The sequence below is a fragment of the Arthrobacter sp. 05T442 genome (assembly GCF_056395945.1).
The window spans coordinates 120,044-146,480 of record NZ_JBFTKM010000017.1 but is presented as its reverse complement, the minus strand read 5'-3'; the positions used below and the strand labels follow the sequence as shown (position 1 = coordinate 146,480).

Below are 26,437 nucleotides of genomic sequence, written 5' to 3'. Positions count from 1 at the left end.
GTACCCTGGCCGACGGACCCGTCTCCGAAGTCCCAGGCGTAGGAGCTAACCGTGCCATCCGGATCCGAAGAGCCGGACCCGTCCACCGTGATCCCCAGATCCTTCACCGTCGAAGTGAACGATGCCACCGGCACCTTGTTCACCGGCGGTGCCGTCACCGTCACCGGATCGGTCTTCTCGCCCGTCGCGCTCTGGTTATCCGTCACGGTGAGCTTCACCGTGTAGGTTCCCGCAGCCGCGTATGTGTGGGTCGCGGTCGCACCCTGGCCGACGGACCCGTCTCCGAAGTCCCAGGCGTAGGAGCTAACCGTGCCATCCGAATCCGACGAGCCGGACCCGTCCACCGTGATCCCCAGATCCTTCACCGTCGAAGTGAACGATGCCACCGGCACCTTGTTCACCGGCGGCACAGTGGTGCCGAGTTGGTGGTGGGTGGCCACCTGGGCCGCCGTCAGTGCCGCGGGGTAAACGGCAGCCTCGTCGAGGGTGCCGGCGAAGAACGAACTGCTGGAGCCCCACGTGGTGTCCCCGCCGATCCGCCAGTAGCCCGTGTAGTCCTGGGCGGCCGTCTGCGGATTGGTGCCCACATTGGCACCGTCCACGTAGAGAACCATGCCGTCTGAAGACTGCGTCGCCACCACCGAGTGCCAGACGCCGTCGTTGTAGGCAACAGGCGTGGTGATCGTGTTCATTTGGCCGGTCCACGTTCCGAACACCAAATGACCGTCATCCTGCATGTACACATGCCGGTCATAACTGTCGGAGTTTCCCGTCGCGCGGCTTCCGAACCCAATCAGCTTCCCGCCCCGGGTGGTGGTGGTGTTGAACCAAACCTCCAGGGAGTAGGTTGACGGATTCGTGAACGAGTTGCGGCTGGCGACCAGGCCGGAGTTGCCGTCGAAAGTGGCCGCGGTGCTGGCCCCTCCCGGCAGCGCCCCCGAAGCTCCCAGGGTGACGCCGCCCGAGTAGTCTCCGGCGCTGCCGGCCGGGCTGGAGTCCTGCGCGGTCGGGCCGCCGCTCTCACCCAACCGGTAGTACAGCGTGGGGTTATCGCCGTAGATGGCGGCCCCGTAGGCATCTGCCGGTGCGGGCCGGGTGATGGCCACCTGGTGGGTGACCGAGGACGTCAGTCCGAGGTCGTCGGTCAGGGTCAGCTTGACCTGGTACGTCCCGGCCGAGGGAAAGGCATGGGTCGTGGTTACGCCCGTGCCCGTGGTGCCGTCGCCGAAGTCCCACGCGTAGCTGGCAATGCTTCCATCGTCGGTGGAGCCGGAGGCGTCCAGAGCGGCCGAGGAGGCGCTGACCGTAGAGCTGAATGCCGCTGCCGGAGCCAGGTTGCCGCCGCCGAGGTGGTAATGCTGGGCCACCTTCGCCGCAGTCAGTGCCGTCGGATAGACGGCCGCCTCATCGAGGGTCCCGGCGAAGAACGGGCTGCTGGAACCCCAGGTGGTGTCCCCGCCGATCCGCCAGTACCCGGAGTAGGGCTGGGCCTGGGTTTGCGGATTCGTCCCCACCTGGGCACCGTCCACATAAAGAACCATGCCGTCGGAGGACTGCGCCGCCACCATCAGGTGCCACTTGCCGTCGTTGTAGGCGACAGGGCTGGTAATCGTGTTCGGCTGGCCGGTCCAGGTGCCGAACACCAGCCGGCCGTCGTCCTGCATGTACACGTGCCGGTCGTAGTTATTGGAGGTTCCGGTTGCCTGGTCCCCGAAGCCGATCAGCTTGCCGCCCTGGGTGGTGGTCGTGTTGAACCACAGCTCCAGTGAGTACGTGCCGGGGTTGTCGTAGCTCTTTTGGCTGGCCACCAGGCCGGATGTGCCGTCAAAGGTGGCGGCGGTGTCCGGCGCGCCTGGCAGCTCCCCGGCGGAGCCGAGGGTCACGCCGCCCGAATAGGTTCCCGGGCTGTCCGAGGTGCTCGAATCTGCCGCGGTGCCGCCGCTGCCGTCGCCCAACCGGTAATACAGCGTGGGATTCTCACCGTAAACGGCAGCTCCGTAGGCATCCTTCGGGGCAGGCTGCACGATCGTCAGCGTTTTCATCAGGCCCGCTCGTTCGCCGCCGTTGTCGGTGACGACCAGATGGACCTGGTACGTGCCGGCCTTGGCGTACGTGTGGCTGGCGGTGGCGCCGGATCCGGTGGTGCCGTCACCGAAGTTCCAGGCATAGTCGGCGATGCTCCCGTTGTCCGTTGAACCCGAGGCGTCAAAAGTCTCGGTCCAGCCGTCGATTGCGGAAGTGAAGGCGGCCACGGGCGAAGGATTTCCACCGCTGGTGACCACTGCCGGTGAGCTGGCCGAAAGGTTCCCGGCGGCGTCCACCGCCCGCACGAAGAAGCGGTTCTCCCCGCCCTTCGGGACGGTGATGCTCGTCCCGGCGGTGGTGGCCACCACACGGTCGTTACGCAGGATCTGGTAGGAAACGCTGCCGCTGTTGTCCGTACTGGCGCCCCACGTCAGCTTCACAGTCGTCGGTCCGTCCGACGACGGCGTCACCGCCGCCGGGGTGGCGGGGGCGGTCGCGTCGGTCTGCGGGAATCGGGCCATTCCTCCCGCCCACTTTGACACGGCCGTGCGCGTTGCCGCGGTCACCATGTCTCCTCCCGCCCACAAGGTGCCGTTGCTGTCCACCGCGGAGGCCCACACGCCCTGCGCGTTGCCGCTGGGCCAGGACATGGTGGGCGTGAACGTGGGGACGATCTGGCCGGTCCCCGCGTCCCACGCCCCGATGAAGTTAAAGGAGTCGGCTTCGGTCCAGCCTGTTCCGACGTCCGGCCAGGTGAAGGCGTTGGAGTAGTTCCAGTCGTGGCCGTGCGAGCCTGCATAAAGAATGCCGGTCTGGCTGGCGGTCATCGTCTGGAAATCACCGTGGTTCTTGCCGATATTTCCGGACAGTTTTTCAAACGTTGAGGGGGAAAAGCTGAAGAGCCCGTGCTCGGACCCGCCAACCCAGACGCGGTCACCGATGGCCCCCACGGTCTGCTGGTAATCGTTGGAGTTGCTCCAGACCGGGTTCCAGTCCGGGGTGGCCAGTGGGGCGCCGGCAATGGTCTGCACGGCGGCAGCCCTGTGCGCAGTCACCGCGCCGGCGTTGGAGAAGAACCCCGCCGCGTAGACCCGGCTTCCGTCCGCGGACGGCGAGATACCCATGACTGTCCCGTCCATGTTGGGGTTCCAGCCCTGGCCCGGCGTGCCGTCGGCCACGGACAGGCGGCCCAGGTCCCGGGCATATGTGGCTGTGGTTGCCTGGCTTCCGCCTCTGAGGTGGGTGAAGGCACCCCCCAGGTAGAGCCAGTTCCCCTTGACGGCCAGATCCGTCACCCTCATTACGTCCCCGGTGATGTGGTCCTCCACCGCGGCGGACCAGTTGGTCGCCGTCGCGCCCGTTGTGGGGTTCAGTGCCACGAGCGAGGGCGACGGCGCGCCGTTCACCGTGGTGAATGTGCCACCGGCCACAATGCTGCCGTTGGGCAGGACTGCAAGGGACATCACCGAGCCGTCAAGCTTCGGGGCGAATCCGGGCAGCAGTTGGCCGGTATTGACGTCGAAGGCCGCCAGGAAGGCCTGGGAGACCTTGTCCGCCCCGGTGGAATTGGCCGCCCGCTGGACGGCGGTGAAGTTGCCGCCCACGTACATCGTGTTGCCGCTCTGGACGAACGCCTGTGACAGCACGTCCCCTTCGCGTTTCGGGGTCACCGGATCGGCCAGGCCCCAGGGGCTGTCCAGCGCCAAGGACGCCGCAACCGGGACATTCGTTTTCGCGGCGCTGCCCCCGTCACCGACGCGCGTGAATCCCGCGTCCATGGAGGTGAACTGGGGGCGGAGATACATTTCCGTATAGGGACGGGCGGAGCCCAGGCCGTCCGCCGTCGACCAGAGGTAGCTGGTGCTGCTGCTGGTGCCGGTGACCGTTGTGCCGTAGGAGAAGCCCTGGGTGTAACCCTGTGCCTTGTCCGTCAGCGTATTCGTGTTAATCCGCTGGTAGGCGTCGTTGGCCCCGAAGTTGGACGTTAGCCCTCCGCCGCCGCGCACGCCGTCGAAGGAGTACCAGGCCACCTGGTGCTCAGCGCTGAACGTCCAGACCCATCGGTCCTCTTTGTTCGTATTGAAGCGGCTCTCCTGCCACTGCGTTCCGTCCGCATTCGTCGCGCGCTTGAGCCGGATGCCGTCGGGCAGAGCGTCCGGGCGTCCGCCATTGAGCAGACCCTCCACCACAGTGGCCGAATACTGGGTCGTCGTACCTGACATGGGGCTCAGCCCTGCGGTGCGCAGCGCCGACGCCGAGCCTTTGCCGTTGTTGTTGACGACCCAGCCCTCCCGGCCTTTGCCGATCAGGACCCAGCCGCCGCCGTCGGTGGTCATATCGCAGTAGAACTGCGCGGGGGCATCCATGGCCGGCGTCAGCAGCCAATAGGTGCCGTCCGCGGCTGCGGGGGTGTCCTGCTTGATCTCCCAGCAGGAGGCCGCGGCCGTCGCTGCCGACGAGCCGTTCCGCACCACCACGGGTGCCGCCGAGGCCGGTGACGGATTGGCCACCAGCGCCGAGAACACGATTGAAGCGATGGCCAGTGGGCCAACTATTTTTGAAACAACACGCGCCCTCGACACAGGGAGCCCCCTTAAAAGAGACCGGAATGCGCCAGGAAGTGGCGCATTCTCGAAGACCGGACACTCCTCAGAGCCGAAGAGTGAAGCAAGAGTATGACGGCGGCCCCGCTAAAAGTAGGGCCGCGCAGCGCATCCGGCTACCCGAATCCCGTCCGTCGCTACCCGTTTAATCTGCGGCACTGCTTGCCCCCAGGGTGACGCTACGTGGACGCTGCCAAAAGGAGCGGGCAGCTCGAGGCACGATGCTGCCAGGGCCATGATGAACGTCTTTCTTCGGCCACCTCTTCGGGACGGTGTTCTCGTCGGGAGGCGGGACTACCTATGGACCCGTCCGGACGCTGGTGCTAGTTGTAGAGGCAGCAAGCCGCCGCATCAGCTGACCGAGGGAATGGAAACCATATGAGGCCGCACCGCAGTACCTCCGCCCGAACCATCCGCAGGCACCCGGGCAAATCGACGCTGCCGGCCACAACGGTCGCCGGCAGGGCACTTGCGGGCATGGCGGCGTTGGCCCTGGCATCCCTCCTGGCGGGGTGCGGGGCCCCCGCCGCTGTCCCTGCGTCGGCCAAGCCGGCACACGTGTTTGTCATCAACCTGGAAAACACCAGCTACGACCGGGCATGGGGCGCCGCATCGCAGGCCCCTTACCTGTCCCAGACGCTGCGCCAACAGGGCGTTCTGCTGACGGACTACTACGCCGTGGCGTCCAGTTCCCTCCCGAACTACATTGCGCAGATCTCCGGCCAGGGTCCCAACCCCAAGACCATGAACGATTGCGCCGTTTACCACCACTTCACCCAGACCGGCACGGCGGCCTACGGCCAGCTTGCCGGCTACGGCTGCGTCTACCCGGACAGTGTGCCCACCCTTGCGGGGCAGCTGAGTTCGGCGGGGCTGACGTGGAAGGGCTACATGGAGGATATGGGCACCGCGTGCCGCCACCCAACGCTGGACGCCGCAGACGCCACCAAGGTGCCCAGGATAGGCGACCAGTACGGCACCCGGCACAATCCGTTCGTCTACTTCGCGGCAATCACCGAGTCCCCGGACTGTGCCAAGAACGTCGTGGATCTGTCCGGGCTGACCGCTGATCTGAATGCCGTGGAGACCACCCCTAATCTGTCCTACATCACGCCCAACACGTGTAGTGACGGGCACGACGCCCCCTGCGTCGACGGGACGGTGGGCGGCCTTCCCACCGCGGATGCGTGGCTGAAAAAGTGGGTTCCGGCAATCACTTCCTCCCCGGCCTTCATGGCCGACGGAATGCTGATCATCACCTTCGATGAGGGTGACAAGGAGCTGACACAGAGCGTCGATCCGGGCGCTCCCCTGCAGGCCATTTTCGGCCCGGGAGGAGGCAAGGTGGGAGCGCTGGTGATCTCCCCGTTTGTGCGTCCCAATACCTCATCGGACACCCTCTACAACCACTACAGCCTGCTCGCCAGCATCGAGGATACGTTCGCCCTGCCGCATCTGGGCATGGCGGGGGTTTCCGGATTGAATCACTTCGGCACCGACGTGTATAACGCCACCCGGTAGGTGGGACGGCGTTCCGCTCAGGCGGAGTTCGTGTCCGTCGAATCAGTCAGCGGCGGCCGGAGCACCGACGGATTCCTTATCGCCGGATGCCGACGTTGTTGCCGATGACGGTCCGGTCGTTGATGACCACGACGACCCCGTGGTAGACGTGCACACCGGAGCCGAGCCCGGCGCGCCCGGTTCAGCAGCATGACGAACTGGACCGTGGGCCAGGCGCGGTTTGCTTGGATATCGGGGCGTGTTCCATAGCTCTATGCGAACATAGGTGTCCGCAGCCGCCGTTTCTGGCTGGCTGCCTTTTGCAGGCCGATGGACCCTGCGATCAGCATAAGCGCCAGCCCCGACGCGAGCATGCCGTAGTAGAAGACCTCCACCATCGACACCAGCAGGACGGTATTGCAGGCCAGGCCGACCGGGTCCGAGAGCCGCAGCGTGTAGAAGAACATGACGGCGAACGTCAGCAGAAACAACCCTGCTCCGAGGAACCCGTGCGAGTAGAGCACCATCCAGATCTGTCCCTGGGTTCCCACCGACGGCGCGCCGATGGTGACGGATGGTCGGGGCGCCCCGAAGCCGAAAATGGGTGACTTCAGGGTTTCGCTCAGGGCCTCGGTGTAGAGGGATTCCCGGTCCACGGTGGTGCTGCTGACCCCAAGCCGGTTCTGCAGGCGTTCGGTGACGGGAAGGACCTGGACGCTAATCGCAACCAGTATGCCCAGGCCCAGCAGTGCACCCAAGCCTTTCCGGTTTCCGGCCAGGGCCATCCGCATGGCGGCGTAGAGCAGCGCGATGCCAAGACCCAGGAACATGCCTCGGTTAAGGGTCAGAAAGGCTGGCACAAAGGAGACCGGAATGGCCGCGAGCACCAGCCAAAAGCGGCGGCTCTTGCGGATCTGCCAGAGGTACCCCACCACCAGCGGCAGGAGCAAAGAATATGCGGCGCCCCAGTTGTTCGTGTACAGGAAGGGCGCGCTGGGCCGCGGATCGATGTAGCTCCATGCCGTGGGATTGAACTGTGTCAGCCGCCGGATGGCCATCTGGTTCACCAGCTCGTTCCGCATCAGGGATTGCGGCAGAACGTAGCTCAGCGGGGTGTGGATCACCACAGAGGGAAAAAGAAGTCCCAGATAGCCGCCGATCACCACCACGGCCCAGAACACCGTCAGGCAGCCCAGAACGTACTGCACCTTCAGGTGCGCTTTGGCGTTGTAGACGTAGACGAAGATGACAGTCAGCGCCAGATAAATCAGCAGCCGGTAAACAAATCCGAACATGCGGTCCGGTGAATCGATAGCGATGAACGAACACGTCATCCAGAGCAGGAAGAGCACCCACACCGAAAATCCCTTCGGCACCCTCGCCGAACGGAACCGCACCAGGTACAGGAACATGATTCCGCCGACGCCGATCCAAATGAGATCGCTGAGGCCCGCGAGCCACCAGATGGGGTAGCCCAGGAAAATGATTGCGAAGGGCCAGCGCGGTAACTCAGCGGTGGCCCCGGTTCGTTCCCGGTCCGGGCGCTGCACAGAAGCTCTGCGCGGTGCCGCGACGCCGGCTGCTCTGGCTGGGAGGTCCGTGATCATGCCTGGCGTCCTTTTGAGAAGGTATCGGGCTGGGTTGGCTATCGGCGTTCAGTATGACAACCGGCACATTGATGGGCAACGAGTAGTTCCTACCTGATACCTGTGCACGAATACCTATATACCCCCCGGCCGACCGGACTATATCATCGTGCCATCAGCCCCGGCCCGGCGCTGAATCAGGTCTCCCGTTGTGGGCATATTGCCGGCGATCCGTCGGCAGATTGAGGAACAAATGGACGAGAACTCTTCCGTCGGACTCGGTCACTACGCAGTAGTTTTGCGGCGGCAATGGAAAACGATTGCACTGGTCACCATCCTGGGGATCAGCGCCGCCGCGGCCTATCTGGGCATGACGCCGAACTCCGTGACGGCGTCCACCGTCGTTAACCTCAACGTCATCACCACTGATCCCTTTAACCCCGCCAAAGCGAGCTCGGCGCTGCTTGACGCCTCCACGGAACAGCAGCTGGCAAGTTCCTTTGTGGTGGCACAGTCCGCCGCGGCCAGCCTGGTCCATGGCGATTCCGTGGCAGCGCTCCGGGCCGGGGTGAATGTCACAACGTTGGCCAACGGTACGACGATGGCAATTTCCTACACCTCGAGCACGGCGCAGAACGCCAGGGAGGGCGCGGACGCGCTTGCCAACTCGTACCTCTCCTACCGCCAAGGCCAGGCCGAGGAACGAAAGTCCAAGCTCCAGGGCCAGCTTCAGCAGCAGCTCTCAGGCCTGCAGAAAGCCCTTCCGCAGGCCGGCGGCAGTGCACCCTCAATCCTCACCCAGATCGGGAGTGTCCAGTCGCAGCTGAACCAGCTGTCCCTGATCGACACGAGCGGCGGTACGGTGCTGAACCCCGCAGCACAGAACGAGGTGAGCTATCACCCCCAGCCGGTGACGGTGATGCTCACCGGCGCGCTGGCAGCCTTCGTGGTGGGCCTGGTGCTTGCGTTCGCCGTCAATATGCTGGACCGGCGCGTCCGGGACTGGTACGACGTGCGCGGGGCGGGCGCGGGGCCCCTCCTGGTCCGGTTCAGCGCCACCCGGACCACGGTGCCTGCCGCGGGGACGGACCTGGACCAGTTCAGGGTGGTGCGCGAACGGCTTTTGGCCAGCTCAAACATCCGGCTGCGCACCCTGACAGTTATCGATGAGACTCAACATTCGCAGCCCTCAGATGTGGCTGCCAACCTGGCCGTCGTGCTGGCTGAGGCCGGAACCCGCGTTCAGTTGATCCTGATGGGGGCCTCAGACGAACAAATGAGGGTCCTGACGGCTGGACTGCAGCTGCACAGCCAGGCTGCCGGAGCCGATGGCCGCGTATACAGGTCCGCCCTCGTCCAGTCCCTCTCGGTGTTCCAGCCACAACGCGGACGGACCATCTTCGACGCCGATGACTTCGTGACTGAAGCGGTACGTCGGGAACTCATTGGACGCGAATCGGGCCAAGTGATCATTCTGGCTCTGCCGCCGGCAGCGCCGCACGCGAGCCGTCTGGCTGCCGGGCGTCTTTCCGACTGTGTTCTGCTCGTCGGGGAATGCCTGCGGACCCGGATCGATGCGCTGGCTCTGAACGCCGCCGAGATGAACGATGTCGAGGCTCAACTGGCAGGAACGGTCTTGGTCCCCTCCGGGCGCAGGATCCTCGACCCGGAAGGCTCCACGAAGGAGGGCCGGCGCCGGCAAACCAAGAGCCGCTCTGCGGCTGCCTCTCCCGAATCCGTACCGAAGGCCTCACTCGCGGAGTCAATTTCCAAAGCAAAACTGGCTGACGCGGTTTCCAACGCATCCCTCTCGGCTTCAGCTGCCAAGGCCGGAAGCCTCAAGTCATCGTGAGTGCAGCCGGGGTGGAGCAGGGCATCGCGCGGGGGACTTCCCCGCACAGTGCCGAACGCCGGCAGGCAGCGCGGGGCGGCATTATCGGAATCTTGGGCGCGGCGATCAGCTCCGTAATGGGCTTTGCGCTGACATTCATCCTTGCGCGCTCGTTGGGAGAGGCCGGGTCCGGCGTCGTGCTGCAGACCATCGCGATCTTTACCATCGTCTTGGGCCTGGCGAAGGCCGGCATGGATACCGCCGCTGTCTGGGTGCTTCCCCGCGTCCTGATTTCGGACCGGTCCAAAGTCCGGGGCGCCACAATGGCCCTGCTTGTTCCTACCGCCGTGGTGGGAAGTCTGTTGGCACTGCTAATGGCCGTGCTGGCACCCCGGCTCGGCGCCGGCCGTGACGCCGACAGCCATCAACTGGTGCAGGCGGTGCAGGGGGCAAGCTGGTTCCTGCCGGCGGCTGCCGTCATGGTGGTTGCACTGGCCGCAACCCGCGGCCTGGGAAACATTGTGCCGTATGCGGTCATCGGTAACATCGGTCTGCCGGCTGTCCGGCCGCTGCTGGTCCTGGGGGCCCTTGGGCTGGGCGCCCTCGGCCTGGGCATGCTCCCGGTGCTGGCATCCATCGCGTGGGCCGCGCCCGCGGCCGTCGCGATGCTGGCGGCTCTGATGGTTTTGTGGCGGCGCATCAACCGGCAGGAACGGACGGGAGCGCGCGGGACGCTCTGGCCGGCCCGTGAACTCAATGTTCAGATCTGGAAGTTTGCGCTGCCCCGCTGGTTCTCCTCGGGTGTGGAGCAGTCGATCATCTGGTTCGACGTGGTGCTCGTGGGTTTTATCGCCGGCGCCGGCCCCGCCGGTATCTACGGCGCGGCCAGCCGCTTCGTCAGCGCGGGGCTTATCGTTTCTTCAGCGATGAGGATGGTCAATTCGCCGCGGTTCAGTGCACTGCTCAGTGAGAACAAGACGCGCCAGGTTCAGGATCTGTACTCCACCACGGTCAGCTGGATAGTGCTGCTGGGGGCGCCGATCTACGCCCTGTTCATGATTTTCGCCCCAACCGTCCTTAGCTGGCTGGGCCCCGGTTTCGGGAGCGGGAGCACGGCACTGGTTATTCTCTGCGTGGGCGCGATCACGATGCTGATGGCCGGAAATGTGGACTCCCTGCTCATGATGAGTGGAAGAAGCGGATGGATGGCCACGAACAAGGTCATTGTGCTGGCCCTGAACGTGATCGGGAATCTGTGGCTGGTACCGCTCTGGGGCATCACGGGGGCGGCGGCATCCTGGGCCTTCAGCCTGCTGCTGGACTCGGTGCTGGCCTCCGTGGAAAGCCGCATCTTCCTGGGCATTAAGTTCGGCGCGCGGCAGGTCCTCTATGCACTGTTTGTCTCCGGCGCCTGCGTTGTCCCGGTCAGTGTGCTGGCCAGGGTGCTGATGGGACAGTCGACGGCTGCCGTGTTTGTAGCCGGGGGCGCCACGGTGGCCGCTCTTGCCACATGGTGCTGGCTGGACAGAAAACGGCTCCACCTGGACGATCTTGCCCTGCTGTCCCGGACCGTGCGCAGCAAAGCCCCGGCCGCGGCCTAGTCACCCCTTCCCAGACCAACCACTCCCAGACCAGCGAGGTATCGGCAATGCTCGGATTAATCGACATCAAGGACGCAGCACCCAGGTGGATGAAGGATGCCGGGGACCTGGTCACCCGGTCCTACGCCAGGGGCACCGTGGGGGCCAGGCCCGCGCCGGATTTCCTGATCGTCGGCACCAAGCGCGGGGGCACAACATCGCTGTACAACTACCTGCTCATGCACCCGGGCGTCCTGGGGCTTTTCCCGCAGGTTCGGGGCAAGAAGAGCACGGATTATTTCTTCAAGGAGCGCGGACGCGGTGAGCTCTGGTACCGCTCGCACTTCCACACCGAGGCGTACCGGAACCTACTGTCACGGAAACTGGGTTACCGTCCGATCAGCGGTGAGGCGTCCCCGTACTACCTGTGGGACTCCCGCATCTCTATGCACGCGCGCGCCGTTTCCCCGGACATCAAGGCGATCGCGCTGCTGCGGGATCCCGTGGAGCGCGCCTATTCGCATTACCAGGAACGGGTCCAGAACGGCGTCGAGCCGCTCAGCTTCGAAGCGGCGCTTGCGGCCGAGGACACCCGGCTTGCGGGTGAGTCGGGGAAGATGGCGGCCGACCCGCAGTACTACAGCACCGCCCACGACTTTTACTCCTACCGGGCCAGGGGCGTCTATCTGCCGCAGCTGCAGAACTGGCATCGCGCATTTCCCGAGGGCCAGCTGCTGGTCCTGCGGAGCGAAGATATGTACGACGACGTCCAGGGAGCCTTCAACCGGGTGTGCGATTTCCTGGGCATCCCGCCCTATGGTCTGCCGACCACCAAGACGTTTAACGCCAGTGCCCGGTCGACGATGCCGGAGGCAGCCAGGGTAGAGCTCACGTCCTACTACGCTCCGCACAACAAGGAGCTGGCGGACTATCTGCAGCGGGAACCGCTCTGGACTTGAGCGGTTCCTCAGGCCGAGGGGGCAGCGGACGCTGCCGGGCCGGCAGGCGATTCCTCCAGCCTGCTCTGTCCGTCAAGGAGGCCTTGGGCGGCGTCGATCATGCCAGCCAGCTCCGGCACAGAGATCCATGACGACGCCCAGCCCCCGTTGTGGACAGCCAACGTCCACGCCCGTTCGGCTACCACCATCGCGTAGACGCCCGCAAGCACCGGCCACGCCTCCCGGGGTACCCCTGCTGCCTCGAAAAACGGCCCGGCGTCGACGACGGCTTGGAGCAGGTTCGCAGCCATCGGCCCCTCGCCGCGTTCGCGCCTGACGCTGAACATCCAGTGCACCGCGTCGAGGCCTGCCACTGCATCGGGTTCGCAGGACTCCCAGTCCCAGCACCACAGACGCCCGCTGGAATCCCTCGCGGTGTTCCACGGAACAAGGTCACCGTGCCAGCGGTCGGCCACCGGCAGAACCGTATCCCGGGTGCTCAGCAGCTCTGCCAGACGGGCCAGCGCCTGCGCCAGCGCCGGCTCCGATGCCGGGTCCAGGGCAGCCAGCCGGTGGCCCAATGCCTGGAAATGTTCGGTGGCGGACAGCGCGCCCACCCTGCTGACGGGGCACAGGGCAAAGAGCTCCTGGGGTGTGGGCCCTTTGACACTGCCCCGCACGGCGCGCACATCCAGGGGCAGGGGCTCCGTCACCAGATACGGAAACTCCCTCTGGGTTCCTACGGCCAGCAGAGCGGGGGCACGCACCGGTCCGGTGGAGGCGCCGACGGCCCGCAACGCTGCGATTTCGGTCCGGACAAGCTCGCTGCTGCTCTCATTCCAAGCCAGCTTCGCATACCCCGCCGGCTTCCCCGCGCCATCCACCAGCTGCAGTGTCGGCTTGCGGTTATCCCCGTCCCGGATACCGATCGAGGCGAACAATCCAGGCCCGTCAGCGTCGGAGTCCGGGCCGCCGTTTCCCCTCGTGCCGCTGCCCCGCAGGCTGGCCGCCACGGCTGCAAGCGGCATCGCTTCCTGCGCGCGCACCGCACCCACTCGTTCCTGCACGGAGAGTCTGTGCAGGACCGGCCGGAGCCCCAACCGGGCCAACGATCCCAGCAGAATGCGTGCCGTGTTGACTTTGCCGCGGCGCAGCGACCGGTACTGGAGCAAGCTGGCCGCCGTGACCCGCGGGGTGGCCAGCGGGATCAGCAGTCGCGCCCGGGAAGCGGAGGGAAGAACCCAGTACGATTCCAGCTCGCGCCACTCATTGTCGGCAGAGGGATTGAGGACAACACGGACTTGGCCGGCAGCGACGGGCAGACACCAGAGTTGCTCCACCACAGTATCCAACCGTGACGTGCCCCTACCGCTCACAATGCGTTGTTCCCGCAATGGGTTGCGCACAATCAGTCCCTCCGCCGGTTCCCCCCACGCTGCCGTCTGCGGCACGTGGTCCCATTGTGCACGAAATTGGCTCAGTGATACAGGGCAAGGGGGCAGGAATGCGCCGTGCCACCGCTGGCGGTCTGGACCCGGTTTCCTCGGGCGCTGATGCCTTCCGTCGCACCACGAACTCAAACTTCGGGCCACTCTGAGGGGAATTCGTTACAAAAGTGTTGTAATGTCTCTTTTTGTCAACAGGGCCGCCTTGGCCTGATTTAAAAATCCTGATCGCAGCCGGGTCTCACTGTGCATCGTGATCAACGGCCTCCGGGCCCAGGAGTAACTTTATGAATGGATTGAAGGACAACCCAGACAATTCGAACCTCAGCAATGGAACAACGCTGACCGGCCCCGCCCCCGCCCCGCGGACCCGGGGCCGCCGGGTATTTGCCGCCGGGGGCGCCTCCTTGGCCATCGCCTTGGGGCTGGCCACGGTTGGCGCTCCCGCCGTTCAGGCCAGCACGGCAGAGCTGGTGGTTAACGGCGGTTTTGAGAATGGCACCACGGGCTGGCGGACCAATGACAGCAGCAACCAGCAGCTTGCCGTTGTCAGCGGCGGACACAGCGGCGCGCATGCCGTCGCGCTGACAACCAAGACCAGCCAGACCGCCGTTCTGAACGACAGTATTAATACGGTCAAGTCCACCACGGCCGGAACGCGGTACGCCGTCAGCGCCTGGGTCCGCACCGACACCCCCGGCATCTCGGGCCAAGTGCGCGTCCGTGAGGAACAGGGCAGTGTCCCGCTCACCGGATCGTCCTTCTATCTGACGACGAAGGAATGGACGAAAATCGCCTTCAACGTCACCGCGGCTTACAGCGGCTCGTCGATGGACCTGAACGTCCTGGCATGGGGCCTGAATCCGAGCCAGTCGTTTCGGATGGATGACGTCTCAATGCAGGTGATCCCTGCCGGCACCCCGGCTCCCACCCCGCCTCCGGTCACCCCGGCTCCCACCCCGCCTCCGGTCACTCCGACTCCTCCGACGGCGCCCACCCCGGTGCCGCCGGCGGCACCGACTCCCGCACCGGGTAATACCGTCTTCGGTTCCAGCCTGGGACTGTCGAGCTCCGGCGGAACCCGTGACCAGGCCCTGGCGCGGGAGGAGGCCAGGTTTGGTTCCTTGGGCACGGTCAGGCTCTTCGACAACACCGTTCCGTCCAGCTGGTCCTCGCTGAGCACCATGAAGGGCAAATCCCTGGTGATATCGTTCCGCCCGCTGCCGGCGGACGTGATGGCGGGCAAGTATGATGCGGCCCTGCTGGCCTGGTTCAAGGCGGCCCCGCGCGACCAGGAAACGTATTGGTCGTACGTCCACGAACCCGAGGCTGAAATCGCCAAGGGAAGTTACACTGCCGCCGCCTACCGCGCGGCCTGGCAGCACATTGTGCGGCTGGAAGCCCAGGCCAACAACCAGCATCTGCACTCCACCCTGATCCTCATGGGATGGACCGTGAACCCGGCCTCGAAGTTGAACTGGAAGGACTACTACCCGGGCGACGGCTACATCGACGTTCTGGGATGGGACCCCTATAACGACTCCGGGAGCGTTGCCGGTCCTTCGACCTACCCGGATCCGGCCAATATCTACGGAGGCGTTGTCGCGGTCTCCAAGGCGGCGGGGAAGCCCTTCGGCATTGCAGAGACGGGAAGCCGGCTCATTCCCTCGGACCCCAGCGGGGCGGGACGTGGTGCGTGGCTTACCAAGGTCGGCAAGTACCTGAAGGACAACAATGCCCTCTTCGTGGCGTATTGGGACTCCGCGGTCCAGATCGGCGACTACCGCCTGACGGACGCGCCTTCGGCCGCGGCCTGGCGGAAGCTGGTGAGCGGCTGACCGGCAGGCCCCGCCACTAGATGCCGCGGCCCCGTTTGTGAAGTGCCTCCATCACGCGTGCCGGACTCACAAGCCCGCACGCGACGGCGGCGGCCAGGGGCACGCGCAGTTCAAGGGGATTGCGCTGGGCAGCCGATGCTGCCCAGCGCAAGGCCTTTCCCCGCTCACCCATGGCCGCGTGGGCGAACGCCAGCTGGCCCCTGATCCGGGCAGATCCCGCAGGAACCGTGTCGAATTCGGGGTACTTATCCAGGATCCACGACAGACCGTCACACATCGTTTGCCAGCGGCGGAAGAAAAAGGACTGGCTCCCCCACCTGACGACGGCCGAAACCCGACGGACGTGGGCGATGGGCCGCCGGCGCGAGACCCTCAGGAGATACTCGTAATCTTCGCCGAACCCTCCCGGGACGTCCTCGTCCACCAGACCGAACCCGTCCAGGACGGCGGACCGGCGCATCAGGAACGTCGAGGGATGGAGTTCCGTGTGGCGGTCGCGCAGCAGATCGGCAAAACTGATCCACGACTTTTCCAGCGGCCGGTCGTGGGACTGCCCGTCATAGGAGACGGAAATATCGCAAGTCACAAACTCGGTGCCCGGATTGTCCGCCAGCACCTGCACTTGCGCCTCGACCTTATGCGGCAGCCAAAGATCGTCGTCGTCACAAAAGGCGATGAACTCCCCCGTTGCTGCCTCAATGCCGCTGTTGCGCGCACCGGCCAATCCCGGCTTCCGGCCATTGGCCAGAACACGCACGCTCCGGGATGCTGTTTCGGTGGCAAGGGAGTAGTCGGGCGCCGATTGGTCGAAAACCACCAGGACTTCCAGGAAACCGGCGTACGTTTGCGCCATTACGGCGCTGATCGCCTGACGCAGCATCTCAGGGCGGTCCCTGGTGGCAATAATGGCCGTGACCCGGTCCATGGCGATCACCACCCTATCCTCACCTTTCCGGCACCGGTACCGAAGCCAGCACCGCTGCCGGACCTGGCCGGCCTGCCGGACGCGGCCCCCGTTCCGGTCCTTGCAACGGTGCCGGATCCACGGCCGGCGCGAGGGGCAGTCGCGGAGCGAGGAACAGCCATTGCGTGATCCGTACCAGTACCCGTGCTCATGGCCCGACTTGCCCTATCGGCCAGGCCAGCCAGGCCAGGCAGGCCGGTCAAAGCGGTCAAACCGTCCTCGACGCCGTCGCCGAGGCCGTCACCGGGCAGCCCCAATTCGCTCCAGGCCCAGGCCACGACTTGCTTATCGCCAACGGCCGAGGGCGGCAGACTGACCCGGGGGATGTGGTGGCGGACCATTGCCCGGGCGGCCCGGATGGCGCTCAGCCGGGAGGGCCCGGCTTCCGCGGCCGCATTCCACACCGTGGGCCAGAACGCGGGAGCCGCGGCCACCTCAAGGAACCGCAGGTCAATCTCACGGTTGCAGCTCAAAGCGGAGGCCAGCATAGGGTCCTGGCCGGAGTCGACGAGGACGTCGGCACCTGATACGTCCCTCGCCGCCGCGTAGACCGCCTGATAGTACCCGCTGTACCAGGCCAGCTGCTGCCGAGCGTCCCGCGTCCGGGCGGCCGACCCCGGCATGAACACCCGCGGTCCAGCGGCGTCGGCCCGGACGGTGAGACCGCGGACGTCGACTTCGTCCCAGCCGCCAAAAGCGGACTTGCCGACGGCACGCCAGAATTCGCACTCATGGAACGGGACATTACAGCTGCAGTTCTCGTTGTCGACGACGCCTCGTTGCCAGAGCCGGCTTGTATTGCCCAGCACAGCTACCGAGGTCCGGGACCGGACGGATGCCAGCAACGTCTTTGCGGAGCCGGAAGGGGCAGCAATATACAGCACCAGGGGCGCTCCGACGGAGGCGCGGTTCGTCGAGGTTCGGCGCTTGTGCAGCAATGCGGCCAGCTTCTGTGCGGCCTCGTCGGCGCCGAAAGTCTCGGCCTCTATCAGGAGGCGGGTTCCCGCCTCGTTCTCCGCCGACGCGGCCACGTGGGCGTCCAGTTCCTGCGCCGACTCCACGCAAAGGGCCAGCCCCCTCTTGGCGGACCAGCGCGTAAACCGTTGCTGATGGTCATCGACGTGTTCCCCGTACTGCGGATCCCGGGGGAACACCAACGGGAGGTGACCGGCCTTTCGCGCCTCTGAAATCGTGGCGGGGCCACCGTGAAGAATGACGATGTCACTAGCCTCCAGCAGGGTGGCCAGCTCCTTGGGCGAGACGAAGTCCCGACCGGCGGCAATGCGGGGCGGTGCGCTGTGGCCGTGCTGAACAATCACCCGGTCCGACGGATTCGACTGGGCCCACTTGTCGGCCCAGTCGATGATTCGCTTGAACGGATGGCAGTCGGTTCCCACCAGTACCGTTATTGTTCTGGATGCTCTGCTCATCACAGGAGTCTTCCCAGCAGCTGCGCATCCCGGTACAGGCCGAGTTGGTCACGCCACTGGACAAGCATGAGGTCGGAGAAGGGCCGGCACAGCCGGCCGGTCAGGGTGGGGCTCTCAACCCGGTCGAAGACCTCGATGTACACCGTTGCGATGCCCAAGGCGCGGGCGGTGACGAAAAAGGGGAACGCGCTGCCGGCGCCGGTGGAGACGACCACTGTGGGACGAAACCGCCGGATCACAAGATAGGCGAGTCTGGCGTTCCGCAGCAGATTGGGAATATTGCGTGTCGTGGGCGAGTACGCCCACGACACGTCCGACTCCGCCTCGAGGTTCGACTTCGCATCCTCGGTGGGAAAGGTGACCCACGCCCGCTCATGCGCGGACCACCAGGGCCGCAGCGACATCAGCTGCGCCAGGTGACCGCCGCTGGAACCGACCAGCAGGATCCGCTCCCGGCCCGGTGCTGCAGCGGGCGGACCGCCCCGAAAAACTCGCTCTAACCTCATCGCTCTTGATCCTCCCCATTATGTGACGCGTGGTGGCACCGGCCGGTGGCTCCGGTGGCTTCAGATGATCATTCCGGCGCCGACGGTGCTGTGGGTGTTTTCGTCGATCAGTACAAATCCGCCCGTTTCACGGTTCCGCCGGTACTCGTCCATCAGCAGCGGCGTCGTTGTCCGCAGCCGGACCCGGCCGATGGAATTGAGCGCAAGTTCGGGCGCGGATTCGTCCCGGTGCAAGGTGTTGACGTTCAGTTCGTACTGCACGGACTTCACCAGGGCCCTGGTGTTGCGGGTGGTGTGCTTGAGGGCCAGCTTCTGCCCAGGCCGGAGGGGCTCGTCGCTCATCCACGCAACCATGGCGTCGATGTCCTGGGACACCGTCGGCTGGTTGTGCGGGCGGCAGATCATGTCCCCCCGCGAAATGTCGATGTCGTCCTCGAGCCGCACTGTTACAGACATCGGCGCAAACGCCTCATCCACCGGGCCATCGGCGGTTTCGATGGACGCAATGCGGCTGGGCAGCCCGCTTGGCAGCACAATCACGTCGTCCCCGGTCCGCATCACTCCGCCGGCGATCTTGCCGGCATAGCCGCGGTAGTCGTGGTGCTCGCTGGTGTGCGGCCGGATGACGTACTGGACGGGGAACCGCCCGTCCACCAGGTTCCTGTCGCTGGCAATGTAGACGTTCTCCAGATGATTGAGCAGTGACCCGCCCTCGTACCACGGCATGTTCTGCGAACGCTCCACCACGTTGTCCCCGTGCAGGGCGGACACGGGCATGACCGTCAGATCCGCAATCTGCAGCTTTGCCGCAAATTCCGTGAATTCGCGGCGGATGTCCTCATAAACCTGCCGCGAGTAGCCCACCAGGTCCATCTTGTTGACGGCCAGTACAAGGTGGGGAACCTGGAGCAGGGAAACGAGGAAGGCGTGGCGGCGGCTCTGCTCAACGAGGCCCTTGCGGGCGTCAACCAGCACGATCGCCAGGTCCGCAGTGGATGCTCCCGTCACCATGTTCCGGGTGTACTGGATGTGGCCCGGGGTGTCCGCAATGATGAATTTCCGCGAAGGGGTCGCGAAATACCGGTAAGCGACGTCGATGGTTATCCCCTGTTCCCGCTCGGCGCGCAGCCCATCCGTCAGCAGCGACAGCTCCGTGTATTCCGAGCCCATTTCGCGGCTGGCCCGTTCGACTCCTTCCAGCTGGTCACTGAAGATGGACTTGGAGTCGTACAGCAGGCGTCCGATCAGGGTGCTCTTGCCGTCGTCGACCGAACCGGCAGTGGCAAATCGCAGCAGGTCCATCAGAAGTAGCCTTCTTTCTTTCGGTCTTCCATCGCAGCTTCGCTGACCCGGTCATCCCCGCGGGTCGCCCCGCGTTCGGTGATGCGCGAGGCAGCGACCTCCTCGAGGACCAGCTGCACGGAGTCGGCATGGGACCGGACGGCGGCGGTCAGGGTGGCGTCCCCCACTGTGCGGTAGCGCACCGATTCGATGAACGTCGCTTCGGTGGCGGTGGGCCGGCAGAGCTCGTTGGCGGCGAACAGCATGCCGTTGCGTTCGAAGACTTCGCGCTGGTGGGCGTAGTAGATGGAGGGCACCTCGATGCTTTCGGCAGCGATGTACTCCCAGATATCGAGCTCGGTCCAGTTGGACAGCGGAAAGACCCGGATGCTCTCGCCCAGGTGGACCTTGGCATTGAACAGGTTCCACAGCTCGGGTCGCTGCTTCTTGGGGTCCCACTGGCCGAACTCGTCCCGGAAGGAGAAAATGCGCTCCTTGGCCCGGGCCTTTTCCTCGTCCCTGCGTGCACCGCCCAGCAGCGCGGTAAAGCCGTTCTTCTCCGCCGTTTCCAGCAGCACCGGGGTCTGTATCCTGTTCCGTGAGCCGTTCGGCTCCTCCCGGACCATCCCGCGGTCAATGGCGTCCTGGACGGATCCGACCACCAGGTTCAGCCCGTACCGTGCCACCATGCGGTCCCGGAGTTCAAGTACCTCCGGGAAGTTGTGGCCGGTATCGATATGGAGCACGGGAAACGGGACACGGGCCGGGGCGAACGCCTTCCGCGCCAGGTGCAGCATGACGATGGAATCCTTGCCGCCGGAAAACATCAAGGCCGGATGCTCGATCTCCGCCACCACTTCGCGCAGAATATAGATGGCTTCGGATTCAAGAACCTCAAGCTGGGAGAGGATACGTCGGGGGCTTTCGGTCACGTCACTCACCGGAGTGTCCTTCCGTCAGGGGGCGCTGCCGCCTGGCATTGCCGATGGCTGCCAGCACCGTCGCGCTCAGGTCCGGTCGGCAGACCAGCAGGTCCGGGAGGTAGGGGTTTTCCTGGTTGTACCGCGGAGCCGAGCCGTCAAGGCGGCTCACGTGCAGCCCCGCGCCCCGGGCGACGACGACGGGAGCGGCGGAATCCCACTCATACTGGCCGCCGTCGTGCAGGTAGATGTCGACTTCGCCGCTGGCGACGGCGCACGTTTTGAATCCGGCAGAGCCCATCGGAATCAGGGTGGCGCCGATTTCCGTGGCCACAGAACCGGCAATTTCCGGGGCCCTGCTCCGTGACACGGCCATTCTCAGACCGGTATGGGGGGCGGCGGGCTCGCCCGCGTCCTCTCCCGTCAGTACCATGTCCAGCCGGGGAAGCGCCACCGCGCCGGCCACCAGTTCCCCTGCCTGCCACAGGGCCACGTGCACGGCCCAATCAGGGCGGCCTTCGGAAAATTCCCGGGTCCCGTCCAACGGGTCAATGATCCAGACCCGCTCGGCCCGCAGGCGCGAGAGCTGGTCCGGCGCCTCCTCCGAGAGCACTTGGTCCTGTGGCCGGCTGCGGAGCAGCATTTTCTTCAGGAATTCCTGGGAGCGGCTGTCCCCCTCCGCGCCCAGCGAGCTGGCGCCCGAAGTGGCGGCCCGGCCCTGCAGGGTCCTGAGGATGACGCCGGCCCCTTCAGCCAGCGCCGCGGCCAGCTCGGCATCCGACAGTTTGGCGTTGATGACACGCTCTCGTTTGAGCAATAGCATGATTCCCCCGTTTTAGTAGGCGCCGACTGGCTTCTTCATCATCCTGGCTGTGCGCCACAGGATGGTGATGTCGCCGGCGAGAGACCAGTTTTCTACGTAGAACACATCGAGGCGGACGCTGTCCTGCCAGCTGAGTTTCGACCGGCCGTTGAACTGCCACATGCCGGTCAGGCCCGGTTTGATGTACAGCCTGCGGTGCACCCGGGACTTGTACGCCTCCACCTCCCGCTGCAGCGGCGGACGCGGCCCCACCAGGGAGGTCTTCCCGTCGGCCGCGGCCGGACCGCCGGCCGGGACACGGTGGCCGCAGCGCGCAGGCACCTGCCAGGAAAAGCTGGAAAGACCCGTCACGGAGGTGATTTCCGAAGAGCGCATCGTCGAGGCCTTCTTAGTACCGATAGTTGTTTGCTGACTGGATGTATCAAACCTAGGAGAGCCTCCGTCCGGGAAGGCGAGTAAGCAGTACGCGTCTTTTCCGGCCGTCTCACTGCGTAATTGGCCCGGACTACTGGGGCGGCCCTTAATGGGCGGGTACGGACCGCCCGGAAAGCCCCGGACCTACTTGGTCGTGGACCTCCGGCCGCCCGGCCGCCCGGTCAGGCCGGTCAGTCCGCAGCGCCGCTGCGGATCCTCAGCGCGGCTTAGCCGTGCGGATCACGGTGCGGATTCACAGTGGGGATGTGCTGGACAACCGGATGCCCCACTTGTAGCCTTTCGGGACCCGAGACGGTTTGGAGCGGCTACCGGCACACGGATCTGTGGCCCCCGAACAGTGGTTGCGGCAGGAACGGGCTCCAGGCGTAGCTGTCGTAATGCGAGGAGATAACGGTGAAGCTCAAGCTCGTTTCCGCTCTGGCCGCCGTCGCACTGTCCCTGACCTTCACCGCAGCCGCCGCGGAAACGGTCGCGGCCGCCACCCCCTTCAGCTTCGCCGTGATCGGGGACACTCCCTACGGCTCCACGCAGCTTAGTGTCTTCCCGCAGCGGATCGGGCAGATCAATGCGGACTCCCAGGTGCAGCTGGTGACCCATCTCGGCGACATCGGTGGTCCGCCGGATTGCTCCGACTCGTACTACGCGACCATCAGAGCGGATTTCGACACCTTTGTCGATCCGCTGGTCTATACGCCCGGCGACAATGAGTGGGCCGACTGTTCCGGTGCCTCCGTGGGGGCCGCCAACCCGCTGGACCGCCTGGCCGCCGTGCGCCGGGTCTTCTTCCCGGCTCCCGGCACTACGCTCGGACAGAACCCGGCCAGCGTCACGGCGCAGTCCGGCTATCCGGAGAACGTGCTCTACGACCGGGAAGGCCTCACGTTTGCCGCGGTGCACATCGTGGGCTCGGCCAACGATCTGGCAACCTGGAGCGGATATTCAGCGCCGACGAGTGCCCAGACCGCCGAAGTCAACGCACGAACCGACGCCGACGTCGCCCTCATTCACGCTGCCTTCGAACGCGCCACCGCGAACGCCAGCCGTGCCGTGGTCTTCACGACCCAGGCTGACATGTTTAAGGGAACCCCCAGCCGCACCGCCTACGAACCGCTGGTGAAGGCCTTCGCCTCCGAATCCCTAACCTATCAACTCCCGGTTTTCCTCTTCAACGGGGACACTCACAGCTTCGCCAGCGACCGCCCGCTGACCTCGTCGACGTGGCTGTCGTACTACGGCCTCACCACCCCGGTGCCGAACTTTTCCAGGATCACGGTGGAGGGCGGACCGACGCTTGATGAATGGCTGAAGGTGACTGTCGTCGACACCCCGGCTGTCCTTGCCGTGCAGCGCGTTCCCTTCACGGTGAATGCCGCGCCGGTGGCGTCCTTCACGGCCTCGACCTCCGGCCTGACCGCGGCCTTTGATGCCGGCGCCTCCACCGACGACGCCGGCATCACCGGCTACGGATGGACCTTCGGAGACGGCAGCACCGGCACCGGAGTGTCGCCCTCGCACAGCTACGCCGCCGCGGGCACCTACAGCGTGACCCTGACCGTCACCGACACCCAGGGAGCAACCGGCACCAAGACCGCCCCGGTCACCGTCTCGTCCTCCGGCTCCGTCACCGACGTCGTCGTGCCCGCCAAATCGGCGTGGAAATACCGGTACAGCACCGCCGCGCCGGACGCGGTCTGGAAGAACCCCGGCTACGACTCCTCCGCCTGGAACACCGGACCGGGCACCCTGGGCTACGGCTCAACCCCGCTGGGAACCAACCTCAACCCCTCCGCCACCACCAGTGCCCGCCCCCTGGCCGCCTACTTCCTGCGCAGCTTCTCCATCCCCACGGCCTCCGCCGTCACCGCGCTCAAACTCACGACCATCGCCGACGACGGCGTCGTCGTCTACGTCAACGGCACCGAAGTCGGCCGCAGCCGCATCCCCGCCGGCACCGTCACCATCAACACTTACGCCACCGCCGCAATCCCCACCTCCAGCGCCAACGCCGCCCCCGTCACCTTCGACGTCCCGCTCTCCCTGCTGGTCAACGGAACCAACACCATCGCCGTCGAAACCCACCTGAACTACCACGCCACCAAAGACATCAGCTTCGACCTCACCGCAACCACCACCACCAACGGCTAGCACGGTCCGGCGGCGGCCTTGCCCGCCGATCGCGGCCCGTCAGGGCCGCGGCGAGGCGGGTCGCGTCTGACTGCGCGGCGTCGGACCCGGTTCCGCTGTCCGCCCGGCCCCGGAGACTACTCTAGGCCGCACCGAACTACCTGTTTGTCAGGCGCTGCCTCGGTGGCAGGATCTGGGCTATGGACCTGACCTTGGCGTTGACAGCTTTCGGTGTAGCCGTCGTCGTTGGACTGACAGGTATGGGCGGCGGCGCCCTGATGACTCCCGCATTGGTGCTGTTCTTTGGCGTCCCCCCGCTCGCCGCGGTCTCCAGCGACCTCGTGGCCAGCGCCGTCATGAAGCCGGTGGGCTCTCTGGTACACCTGCGGCGCCGGACGGTGAACCTGGACGTAGTCAAGTGGCTGGCGGTGGGTTCGGTGCCTTCAGCCTTCTGCGGCGTGCTGATCCTCAAATGGCTGGGCCCCGGCGAGGACGTTCAGCAGAGCGTCAGACTAGCGCTCGGCTTCGCTCTGCTCGTGAGCGCCATCCTGCTGGTGGTGCGGGCCTACGTCCGGCTTGCCGAGCGCGCACGCAGCGCGGACGGGCGCGGAGCGGATCTGCCCACAGAGCGGCCGCAGGTCGCGGTCCGGGCTCTACCCACCGTCCTTTTGGGCGTTGTGGGCGGCACGGTGGTGGGCATGACCTCCGTCGGAAGCGGGTCCTTGATCATCATCGGTCTCATGCTCATCTACCCAGGGCTCAAAGCCAACCAGCTGGTCGGCACCGACCTCCTGCAGGCCGTTCCCCTGGTCATCGCCGCGGCCGCGGGGCACACTCTTTTCGGCGATCTGAACCTCGGCCTGACCCTGCCCTTGGTGCTGGGAAGCATCCCCGGCGTCTATCTGGGGGCCATGCTGTCCTCCCGGCTCTCGGGCGGTTTCGTGCGCCGGGCGTTGGCCTTTGTGCTGCTGGCCTCGGCGCTGAAGATGCTCTCCATCCCGGACCCGGTCACAGCAGGGATTCTGGTGGCTGCCTTGCTCGTGGCACCCCTGGCCTGGATGTATCTGCGCCGGCAAAAGGGTTTCCCGGCGCTGGCCAGCGTGGAGAGCCGACGGCGCCGCGAGGCAGCGGCGCTGTTGAACTCAACCAGCGGAATCAGGGGGACACTGTGAGCGTGCTCTTCGGGTCGGAACCATCGCACGTTCTGACCGGCGCCCGGCTCGACGAGCTGGAACTCCTCCTGGGCGGCCTGTACGGTCCCGCAGACGGCTACACTCTCCCCTCCAACGTTCCGCCGGAATGGCCCTGGCCGTTTACGCTCTCGGTGCCCGCCGCCGTCGGCCAACAGGCTGTGGACTGCAGCGCCCTGGTGATCACGGATCCGGATGGCACACCGCTGGCCAGATTGACCGTTTCCGCCAGCCAGGGCCCGGAGCACGACACCATGCATCTAGCCGGCCGGCTGGAAGCCCTCCAGCCGGCCGAGCACCCGCCCGTGCGCCGGCTGCGTCTGACGCGTCCCCTCACCGGACCGGAAGGGGACGTGCCGGGACGGAACACGGACCCGAGCCTGGTGGCAGCGTTTGACCGGCTGCCGGAGCCTGCCCAGCTTGCCGAAGCGATGGGAATGGCAATCCGCCATCATGCCCAGTTGTGGCTCGTGGCGGTTGCCGGCTGCCAGGAGCACGGAAACTATACGGTCCTGGAACTGCTTTCCGTCCTCGAACGCTGCGCGGAGCAGCTGGCCGGAGCCCGGACCGGACTGCTGGTCCTGCCCGCGTTCGAGGGTGCATCCGGCGCCCGGGACCGGACCCTGCGCGACTACGTGCTGGTCCGGCTGGGCGCCTCCATCCTGGTCAACTACACCTCCGAAACGGGGGCCGCGGCCGGTGCCCTGCCGGGACGGCGTGCCGCCGCCGGTCCCGAACCGTCGGCAGGAGGCACCCCGGCGCCGGGTGCTGTCGTTTTCCTGACGGGCCTGTCCGGCTCCGGGAAATCGACAATCGCCCGAGCGCTGGTGGAACGGCTGCAGCGGGCGGACGCCCGCCCCGTCACGCTGCTCGACGGCGACGACGTGCGCAGACTCCTGTCTTCGGGCCTTGGCTTTAGCAGGCAGGACCGGGAGCTCAACGTCCGCCGGCTCGGGTGGGTCGCCTCCCTGGTCTCCAAGTCCGGCGGAGTTGCCGTTTGCGCTCCGATCGCGCCGTTCGAGTCAACCCGTCAAGAGGTCCGGGCGATGGCCGAGCCTGTGGGCTCGTTTGTGCTGGTGCACGTGGCCACATCGCTGGAGGTGTGCGAGGCGCGGGACCGAAAGGGACTGTACGCACGGGCCCGGGCCGGCGACGTACCGGACTTCACCGGGATCGGCTCCCCGTATGAACCGCCGCTCGACGCCGATCTGGTGCTTGATACCGCCACCACCCCGGTGGACGACGCGGTCGATTCGATTTTGGCAGCGATGGGCCTCGGGGCCAAGGAACTGGTGGAACTCAGCCAGTGAACCCGGCGCGTGGCCGTTGAGTGAGGAAATCTGCCGGATCCCAACCATTCCTGTTGGCCTGGCCATGGAGGCAGGCCAGGCATCCCTCACCGCTGCTCCTGTTCTTGT

General features: G+C 65.8%; 17 protein-coding genes and 1 pseudogene. 8 read left to right on the top strand and 10 right to left on the bottom strand.

The features are described 5' to 3' along the window. Positions 1–4,607 (bottom strand): PKD domain-containing protein (locus tag AC1DES_RS15600; RefSeq protein ID WP_476896613.1); only part of this gene is annotated, 4,607 nt, incomplete at its 3' end. A gap of 399 nt (positions 4,608–5,006) precedes the next feature. On the opposite strand from AC1DES_RS15600, the gene AC1DES_RS15595 reads away from it, so the two are divergent. Next, a complete protein-coding gene (locus tag AC1DES_RS15595; RefSeq protein ID WP_476896612.1) occupies positions 5,007–6,149 on the top strand; it encodes an alkaline phosphatase family protein in 1,143 nt (380 codons plus the stop codon). Between the two features lie 251 nt (positions 6,150–6,400). On the opposite strand, the gene AC1DES_RS15590 is transcribed toward AC1DES_RS15595, so the two are convergent. Then, a complete protein-coding gene (locus tag AC1DES_RS15590; protein WP_476896611.1) occupies positions 6,401–7,735 on the bottom strand; it encodes an O-antigen ligase family protein in 1,335 nt (444 codons plus the stop codon). 232 nt (positions 7,736–7,967) lie between these two features. Here AC1DES_RS15590 and AC1DES_RS15585 point away from each other — a divergent pair, with 232 nt between their 5' ends. From AC1DES_RS15585 to AC1DES_RS15575, 3 genes are read left to right on the top strand one after another with little or no spacing between them, the layout of a single operon-like run. Beyond that, positions 7,968–9,566 (top strand): hypothetical protein, encoded by a 1,599-nt coding sequence (locus AC1DES_RS15585; protein WP_476896610.1) that lies wholly within the window; start codon positions 7,968–7,970, stop codon positions 9,564–9,566. Further along, positions 9,563–11,146, top strand: a complete 1,584-nt coding sequence (locus tag AC1DES_RS15580; RefSeq protein ID WP_476896609.1) for a lipopolysaccharide biosynthesis protein — start codon at positions 9,563–9,565, stop codon at positions 11,144–11,146. The genes AC1DES_RS15585 and AC1DES_RS15580 overlap by 4 nt, the downstream gene beginning before the upstream one ends. A gap of 47 nt (positions 11,147–11,193) precedes the next feature. After that, entirely contained in the window at positions 11,194–12,084 is an 891-nt protein-coding gene (locus AC1DES_RS15575) for a sulfotransferase domain-containing protein (protein ID WP_476896608.1), read from the top strand. Positions 12,085–12,092: 8 nt separating this feature from the next. Here the strand turns inward: AC1DES_RS15575 and AC1DES_RS15570 are convergent, their stop codons facing one another. Further along, positions 12,093–13,406: a hypothetical protein gene (locus tag AC1DES_RS15570; RefSeq protein ID WP_476896607.1), complete on the bottom strand. Its 1,314-nt coding sequence runs from the start codon at positions 13,404–13,406 to the stop codon at positions 12,093–12,095. 389 nt (positions 13,407–13,795) lie between these two features. Here AC1DES_RS15570 and AC1DES_RS15565 point away from each other — a divergent pair, with 389 nt between their 5' ends. Then, positions 13,796–15,346 carry a carbohydrate binding domain-containing protein gene (locus AC1DES_RS15565; RefSeq protein ID WP_476896606.1) on the top strand — a complete coding sequence of 517 codons (1,551 nt, stop codon included), beginning with the start codon at positions 13,796–13,798 and terminating at the stop codon, positions 15,344–15,346. 16 nt (positions 15,347–15,362) lie between these two features. Here the strand turns inward: AC1DES_RS15565 and AC1DES_RS15560 are convergent, their stop codons facing one another. The 7 genes and pseudogenes from AC1DES_RS15560 to AC1DES_RS15530 all read right to left on the bottom strand — a co-directional run. Beyond that, positions 15,363–16,271 carry a glycosyltransferase family 2 protein gene (locus AC1DES_RS15560; RefSeq protein WP_476896619.1) on the bottom strand — a complete coding sequence of 303 codons (909 nt, stop codon included), beginning with the start codon at positions 16,269–16,271 and terminating at the stop codon, positions 15,363–15,365. A 5-nt stretch (positions 16,272–16,276) separates the two neighbouring features. Continuing rightward, entirely contained in the window at positions 16,277–17,740 is a 1,464-nt protein-coding gene (locus AC1DES_RS15555; RefSeq protein ID WP_476896605.1) for a glycosyltransferase, read from the bottom strand. Next, positions 17,740–18,246 carry a PssD/Cps14F family polysaccharide biosynthesis glycosyltransferase gene (pssD, locus tag AC1DES_RS15550; RefSeq protein WP_476896604.1) on the bottom strand — a complete coding sequence of 169 codons (507 nt, stop codon included), beginning with the start codon at positions 18,244–18,246 and terminating at the stop codon, positions 17,740–17,742. The genes AC1DES_RS15555 and pssD overlap by 1 nt, the downstream gene beginning before the upstream one ends. Positions 18,247–18,306: 60 nt before the next feature. Beyond that, positions 18,307–19,548 (bottom strand): sulfate adenylyltransferase subunit 1, encoded by a 1,242-nt coding sequence (locus tag AC1DES_RS15545; protein ID WP_476896603.1) that lies wholly within the window; start codon positions 19,546–19,548, stop codon positions 18,307–18,309. Then, entirely contained in the window at positions 19,548–20,468 is a 921-nt protein-coding gene (cysD, locus tag AC1DES_RS15540; protein WP_476896602.1) for a sulfate adenylyltransferase subunit CysD, read from the bottom strand. Before cysD ends, AC1DES_RS15545 begins: the two co-directional genes overlap by 1 nt. Beyond that, positions 20,461–21,270: a 3'(2'),5'-bisphosphate nucleotidase CysQ gene (locus AC1DES_RS15535; protein ID WP_476896601.1), complete on the bottom strand. Its 810-nt coding sequence runs from the start codon at positions 21,268–21,270 to the stop codon at positions 20,461–20,463. The genes cysD and AC1DES_RS15535 overlap by 8 nt, the downstream gene beginning before the upstream one ends. Before the next feature lie 12 nt (positions 21,271–21,282). Further along, positions 21,283–21,537, bottom strand: a pseudogene (locus AC1DES_RS15530) (sugar transferase); the annotation flags it as partial. A gap of 561 nt (positions 21,538–22,098) precedes the next feature. On the opposite strand from AC1DES_RS15530, the gene AC1DES_RS15525 reads away from it, so the two are divergent. The 3 genes from AC1DES_RS15525 (at position 22,099) to cysC (ending at position 26,329) form a co-directional block, all read left to right on the top strand. Then, entirely contained in the window at positions 22,099–23,850 is a 1,752-nt protein-coding gene (locus tag AC1DES_RS15525; protein WP_476896600.1) for a PKD domain-containing protein, read from the top strand. Between the two features lie 179 nt (positions 23,851–24,029). Beyond that, positions 24,030–25,001: a sulfite exporter TauE/SafE family protein gene (locus AC1DES_RS15520; RefSeq protein ID WP_476896599.1), complete on the top strand. Its 972-nt coding sequence runs from the start codon at positions 24,030–24,032 to the stop codon at positions 24,999–25,001. Continuing rightward, complete coding sequence (gene cysC / locus AC1DES_RS15515; RefSeq protein WP_476896598.1) at positions 24,998–26,329, top strand: adenylyl-sulfate kinase; 1,332 nt, start codon at positions 24,998–25,000, stop codon at positions 26,327–26,329. The genes AC1DES_RS15520 and cysC overlap by 4 nt, the downstream gene beginning before the upstream one ends. Positions 26,330–26,437: the final 108 nt, after the last annotated feature.